Genomic DNA, 5,066 nt, shown 5'->3' with positions numbered 1-5,066 from the left:
GGCGCGCCCTCGGGCCGCGGGGTGCGCAGGGTGACGGCGGCCAGCGCCGCGCCGGCGAGCGCGACCAGCGCCGCGCCGGCGAACGCCGCCGAGAAGCCGTCGGTGAGCGCGGGCAGGTCGCCGATCCGGTCGGCGCCGAAGGAGGCGGCGATGGCGGTCATCGCGGCCAGGCCCAGAGCCGAACCGACCTGGTAGCTGGTGTTGACGATGCCGGACGCCAGGCCGCCCTCCTCTGGACGGGCGGCCGAAAGCGCGGTGCCCAGGGAGGGGATGAAGGCCAGGGACATGCCCAGGGCGGCCACCAGCGAGGCGGGCAGGACGTCCACCCAGTAGTTCCCGTCCGGGCGGATGAGCGCCAGCCAGCCCATGCCGGCGGCCAGCACCAGCAGCCCGGTGACGACGGCGCCCTTGGAGCCGAGGCGCCCGATGGCCCGCGGCGCCAGGACGATCATCCCGAGCATGATCAGCGCGGTCATCGGGACCAGCGCGGCCCCCGCGGGGAAGGCGCTGTAGCCGAGGACCCGCTGCAGGTAGAGGTTCAGGAAGAACCACATCGGGATCCACGCGCCGCCGAGCAGGAGCTGGGCGAGGTTCGCGGCGCCCAGGTTCGGCGCACGGAAGATCGACAGCGGCATCAGCGGGGTGCGGCGGGACGCCTGGACGGCGAGGAACGCGCCGAGCAGGACGAGCCCGCCGGCCAGCACGGCCCAGGTCGCCGCCGCGTCCCAGCCGACCTCGGGGGCGCGGACGACGGCGAAGACGACGGCGCCGAGCCCGGCGGTGACGGTGAGGGCGCCGACCACGTCCACCGAGCCGCGGGCGCTCCCGCCGCCCCCCGGCATCAGCGCCGGCGCGGCGGCCAGCGCCAGCAGGGCGATGGGGATGTTGATGTAGAAGACCCACGGCCAGGCCGCGTACTCGGTGATGACGCCTCCGAGGAACACCCCGGCGGTGCCCCCGGCGGGAGCCGCGGCGCCGTAGAGCGACAGCGCCTTGGTCAGCTCGCGGGGTTCGGAGCCGAACAGCATCATCAGCAGGGTGAGCGCGGCGGGCGCGATGAGCGCGGCGCCGACGCCCTGAAGCGCGCGGCCGGTCAGTTCGACGGCGACGGTGCCGGCGGCCCCGGCCACCGCGGAGCCGCCGAGCAGGACGACCCAGCCGGCCGAGAACAGCCTGCGGGCCCCGAACAGGTCCGACAGCCGGCCGCCGAGCAGGAGCAGGCCGCCGAAGGCGACGACGTAGGCGTTGAACACCCAGGACAGGTTCTCCTGGGAGAAGCCCAGGTCGTCCTGGATGCGGGGCAGCGCCACCCCGATGATCGAGGTGTCCATGATCACCATGAACTGGGCGGTCGCGATGAGCGCCAGCGCCCACCACCGGCGGGTGGCGGGCGGCGCGGAACGAGCGGACATGTCTCCTCCTATTACCCCTAGGGGGTATCTGCACGATGCGGCTTACCCTAGGGGGGTATCGCCGAAACAACAAGCTCAGGAAGAGATCAGTGATGTGATGTGCTGCACTCCCCGCGGTCCGCGGGCTGACTAATACGGGGTATGGGTACTCGCGGTGGTTGATCCGGGTTGCTCTCGCCCGTCCGGAGACCCCGCGCGGGAGCGCTTCAGCGGACGGCCGTGCGGGCCGGCGTGAACCGGCGGTCGAGGCCGGTGAGCCGAAGGATCTTCGCCATCTGCGGGCGTGGCGCGGTCAGGGTGACGGCCCCGCCGCGGCCGCGCGCGAGATCGTCGGCGGCGACGAGCGCCGCGAGGCCCCGCGCGTCGCAGAAGGTCAGGTCGGAGACGTCCACCACGACGTCCGGCCCCCGTTCGCCGATCAGCCTCGCCAGCTCGATGCCGAACGCGGCGGACGAGGCGATGTCCAGTTCGCCGCGGGCCGTCACGCGCGCCGCTCCGTCGCCGTCGTCGATCGACGTGACGAGCTCCCCGAACGCTGCGAAGCGGATCCCCTGCGTGCCCATGGCTTCCCCCTAGGCCTTTCCCTGATGCCCCAAGACTCCATTGCCGGGAGGCCCGCCACCAGGGACCTAGGTCCCCGCGTCGTCCTGCCGAAGTCCGCCCGCCCTTCCGTCCGTCGAGCGCCGCGCCTCACCGCGGGCTGAGCGGACGGGAGGGCCGGTCGTCCTCGACGGGTGAGGGGTGACCGGCGCGCGGGCGGCGCCGCTCGAAGAGCGCCGGCCTCGCCGTGATCGTCGACGCCCAGGTGTCGATCCGGGGCCAGTCCCGGTAGTCGCCGTACCGGCATCCCAGCACCCGGAAGAGCAGATCCCCTACCAGGGACGTGTGCTCGCGCAGGAAGACGCCCGAGAACAGGCGGTGGTCGACAGCGTCGACCCTCGTCCGCAGCTCGTCCCGCAGGAGGCCCTCCTCCTTGGCGCCGAAGTGCCTCCACGGGCCGCGCAGGACGGCCGGCATCCCGACGCTGAAGAGCCACACCGGCCGGCGGGCCAGGGCGTCCCTCTCGCGCGCGAGGAAGCCGAGCGCCTCGGGCAGCCAGGCGCGGTCGTGGATCGCGCTGCCGAGCACGAACGCCTCGTAGGCTCCGGCGTCCTCCACCTCGGCCATGGGGCGGACGTCCGCCCGGAGACCGCGCTCGGCCAGCACCGCGCCGATCCGCCCGGCGATGCTCCCCGTGGAGCCGTTGGCGCTCGCGTAGGCCACCAAGATCGTCAATTGCCTCACCTCCGGCGGTGTCCTGCCTCAAGCCTCGTCTCCGGCGGTGCCCGCCTCCAGAGTCGAACGTCCCGGGCGTGCGCGGCGTGCGGGCGCGGCCGGCAGATGATCGGCCGGTCAGGGGCCGGCCGGGTCGTGGACGTCGGCGAGGACGAAGTAGTTCTCCTCCTCCTGGGCGAAGTGCAGACGGAGCACGGCGTAGAGCTCCTGCACGGTCCGCCGCAGGTCGTCCGCGGGCGCTCTCGTCCCGGGCGACCTCGACCTTCCCGGCCGGCGACAGGCCGGCGTGCACGGCGTCGGCCCCCACCAGCCGGCCGATCGGCCCGGCGACGTCCGCGCGGTCGCCGGTCACCATCACCGCCCGGCCGATCCCCGCCCGGCGCAGCAGCCGGAACGTCCGCGCCGCGGGCGCCGCGGACGATCGCCGAGGCCAGCACGTGCGGGGACACCTGGTCCAGGGAGGCCGCGAGGAACAGCGGGTCCTCGCCGCGGGCCGGATCGGCGGGGATTATCTCGGTGAGCGCGGGACGCCCCGTGGTGACGGTGCCGGTCTTGTCGAACAGCAGCACCCGTGCCCCCGCGAGCCGCTCCAGCGTGCCGCCGCCCTTCACGACCACCCCCCGCCGCGCGCACCTCGACAGGCCGGAGACGAAGGCGATGGGCGCCGCGAGGATCAGGGGGCAGGGAGTGGCGACGACCAGCACCGCCACCGCCCGGACGGGGTCGGCGGCGGCGATCCACGCCGCGCCGGCCAGCAGCAGGGTGGCGGGGATGAAGAGGGCCGAGTACCGGTCGGCCATCCGGATGAACGGCGCGTTCTCGGCCGCGGCCTCCTCGGCCAGCCGGACGATTCCGGCGTAGGTGCTGGACCGGGCGTCTTGGTCGCGCGCAGCTCGAAGGGGTCCCCGGCGTTGACCGTGCCGCCGCGCACCGCGTCCCCCGCGGGGCGCTCCACCGGCAGGGGCTCCCCGGTGAGCGTCGACTCGTCCAGCACCGCCGTCCCGCGCTCCACCAGCCCGTCCACCGGCACGGTCTCTCCGGCGCGGACCAGCAGCAGCTCGCCCGGCCGCACCTCGGAGACGTCGACGGTGTCCAGGCCGGTGCCGGTCCGGCGGTGCGCCACCCGGGGCGCGAGCGACAGCAGCGCCCCGGGATCGCGGCGGGCGCGCCGCCCCGCCCGCTCCTCCAACAGCCGGCCCCCGGTGAGCATCACGGCGATCACGGCCCCGGCGAAGGGCTCGCCCACCTCGCCGCCTGTGTGAGTCCGTGCCGTCCACGCTTGCAGGCCGCGACCGCGGGTCGCAGGGGCGGTCGGCTCGTCACCGGCGGGACGAGGGGGTGCCGGAGACGGGGACCTTCGTCCCTAGGGACGCGCGCGACCTGCGACGGAGCGTGGAAAGGAGCGGCCGTGCCGCTCTGCGCGGGGTCGCGCCGAAGGAAGCGACAGCTGCTGAGCCGGGAGGAGAACCGATGTCCGAGCCGATCGTCGTCGGGACCGATGGTTCCGACGAGGCGGCGGGCGCCCTCGACTGGGCCGCCGCCGACGCCGCCTCGCGTGAGCGCCCCCTGCACATCGTCCACGCCGTGGAGAGCTGGCCCTACAAGACGCCGCTGTTCGCGCCGCCCGACACCGCCGAGCGCATGACCCGCGCGGGGCGCACGCTCCTGGCGGCCGCGCGCGAGCGGATCCAGCAGCGGTGGCCGGACCTGGAGATCACCACCGAGCTGGCGGCCGAGGAGGCGTGGCAGGCCCTGCGGGCGCAGTCGGAGAAGGCGTTCGAGCTGGTGGTGGCCAGCCGCGGCCGGGGCGGGTTCTCCAGCCTGCTGCTGGGGTCCACCAGCCTGCGCCTGGCCGGCCACTCCGCGGTGCCGGTCGTGATCGTGCGCGGGGGCGGCGCCGACCGCGGCGAGGTCGTGGTGGGGATCGACCTGGCCCGGCAGATGGATCCGGTCCTCGACTACGCCTTCGAGGCGGCCGCGCTCCACGGCGCCCGACTCCGCGTCGTCCACGCGTGGCAGACGTTCGCGACGCTGATCGAGGCCGGCTACGCCGTCGACGCCGACCAGATCGAGGACGATCTGCGTAAGGAGGTCGCCGCGGCCTACCAGCCCGTGCGGCGCACGCATCCGGGGGTCGAGGTCGCCGACGAGATCGTCCTCGAGCACCCGGTGACCGCGATGGCCAACGCCTCGCGGAGCGCCCGCCTGGTGGTGGTCGGCGCCCACGACCGGCGCTGGAGCGCTCCCCAGCTCGGGTCGACCTGCCACGGGGTCATCCACCACGTGCAGAGCCCCGTCGCCGTCGTTCCCGCCCACTGACCCCGGCCGGGGCCCCCCCGGGGGGGGCGCGCCGCGGGGGGCCGCCGCTGCGCGGGGCGC

The 5,066-nt window shown here is 75.0% G+C and carries 4 protein-coding genes and 1 pseudogene; 1 reads left to right on the top strand and 4 read right to left on the bottom strand.

The window, feature by feature from the left end; genetic code table 11:
• The 4 genes and pseudogenes from AB0K37_RS40070 to AB0K37_RS40055 form a co-directional block, all read right to left on the bottom strand.
• Positions 1-1,412, bottom strand: a 1,412-nt coding sequence (locus tag AB0K37_RS40070; protein WP_363990901.1) for an MFS transporter, incomplete at its 3' end; no start/stop codon positions are given.
• Between the two features lie 206 nt (positions 1,413-1,618).
• A complete protein-coding gene (locus AB0K37_RS40065; RefSeq protein WP_363990898.1) occupies positions 1,619-1,975 on the bottom strand; it encodes an STAS domain-containing protein in 357 nt (118 codons plus the stop codon).
• Between the two features lie 127 nt (positions 1,976-2,102).
• The gene (locus tag AB0K37_RS40060) at positions 2,103-2,687 is read right to left on the bottom strand and encodes a flavodoxin domain-containing protein (RefSeq protein WP_363990895.1); all 585 of its coding nucleotides are present in this window, start codon (positions 2,685-2,687) and stop codon (positions 2,103-2,105) included.
• A 680-nt stretch (positions 2,688-3,367) separates the two neighbouring features.
• Positions 3,368-3,897: pseudogene (locus tag AB0K37_RS40055) on the bottom strand (heavy metal translocating P-type ATPase); the annotation flags it as partial.
• 260 nt (positions 3,898-4,157) lie between these two features.
• Between AB0K37_RS40055 and AB0K37_RS40050 the strand changes: the two are divergent.
• Complete coding sequence (locus AB0K37_RS40050) at positions 4,158-5,006, top strand: universal stress protein (protein WP_363990892.1); 849 nt, start codon at positions 4,158-4,160, stop codon at positions 5,004-5,006.
• Positions 5,007-5,066: the final 60 nt, after the last annotated feature.

It is taken from the genome of Actinomadura sp. NPDC049753, from assembly GCF_040674655.1.
Lineage (GTDB): Bacteria > Actinomycetota > Actinomycetes > Streptosporangiales > Streptosporangiaceae > Spirillospora > Spirillospora verrucosospora.
This window is presented reverse-complemented; position numbering and strand designations above follow the sequence as displayed.

Bases quoted from the DNA above. Each gene is read 5' to 3' on its own strand.
- AB0K37_RS40065 (WP_363990898.1), bottom strand. From the start codon at position 1,975: ATGGGCACGCAGGGGATCCGCTTCGCAGCGTTCGGGGAGCTCGTCACG.
- AB0K37_RS40050 (WP_363990892.1), top strand. From the start codon at position 4,158: ATGTCCGAGCCGATCGTCGTCGGGACCGATGGTTCCGACGAGGCGGCG.